The sequence below is a fragment of the Devosia elaeis genome (genome assembly GCF_001650025.1).
Classification (GTDB): domain Bacteria; phylum Pseudomonadota; class Alphaproteobacteria; order Rhizobiales; family Devosiaceae; genus Devosia; species Devosia elaeis.
Genome location: NZ_LVVY01000020.1, coordinates 1 through 1,101, shown reverse-complemented (window position 1 = coordinate 1,101; position 1,101 = coordinate 1). Strand labels below are relative to the sequence as shown.

General features: G+C 61.6%; 1 pseudogene. It reads right to left on the bottom strand.

Features of this window, described 5'->3' with window-relative positions:
- Positions 1–1,015, bottom strand: a pseudogene (locus tag A3840_RS18925) (IS3 family transposase); the annotation flags it as partial.
- Positions 1,016–1,101: the final 86 nt, after the last annotated feature.

The following is a 1,101-nucleotide window of genomic DNA, read 5'->3' as shown; positions in this document are numbered from 1 at the left end:
ACGTAGGAGGGGCCGTTGTCGGACAACAGCCGCGGCCGCTGCACCACCTTGGCGCTGTCGCAGCCAGAAGCCTGCAGCGCGATGGTCAGCGTGTCGGTGACGTCCTCGGCCTTCATCGTGGTGCACAGCTTCCAGGCGATGATGTAGCGAGAGAAGTCGTCGAGCACGGTCGACAGATAGAACCAGCCCCAGCCGATCACCTTCAAGTAGGTAAAGTCGGTCTGCCAGAGCTGGTTGGGCGCCGTCGTCTTGTCGTGGAACTCATCGGCGGCCTTGATGACGATGAAGGCGGGGCTGGTGATCAGGTCGTGGGCCTTGAGCAGGCGATAGACTGAGGATTCCGAGACGAAATAGCCCCTCGTGTCGGTGAAGGTGACCGCCAGTTCCCGTGGCGACAGCTCCGGCTCGTTCAACGCCAGCTCAATGATCTGATCGCGTTTCTCCTCGGGGATGCGGTTCCAGACCCGGTTCGGCCGGCGCCTGCGATCCTCCAGCGCATCGACACCGCCGGCCAGGAAACGGTCATACCAGCGATTGAAGGTCGAGCGCGGAATACCGAGTTTTTGCAGCGTGCGCCGCGCCGACAGATGCGACTGCTCGACGAGCCGAATGATCTCCAGCTTCGCGGATGCGGGGTATCTCATTCGTCGTCGCCCCCATCCGCAATCATGCTTTTTTTAAGAATCCGCAGTTCCAGCGCCTGCTCGGCGACGACCTCCTTGAGATCGCGCGCCTCCTTGCGCAGAACCTTCACCTCGTCGCTGGTGGCGGCGCGCGCCGTATCCCCGGCAAGCCGCTTCTTGCCGGCTTCCAGGAATTCCTTCGACCAGGTGTAATAAAGGCTCTCCGCGATCCCCTCGCGCCGGCACAGCGCCGCGATCGACTCTTCGCCCCGCAAGCCCTCCAGCACGATGCGGATCTTCTCCTCGGCCGAATATTGCTTGCGGGTTGCGCGGCGGATGTCTTTGATGACCTGCTCTGCCGGCGCTTTCCCGGTTCCGGATTTCTGTCTCATCTTCGCTCCTTTGAAGGCTACGATGAACCAGAAATCCTCCGTTCTCAGTTAAGCCGATTTGGTCCCATCAGTGCTGACGCCGGACA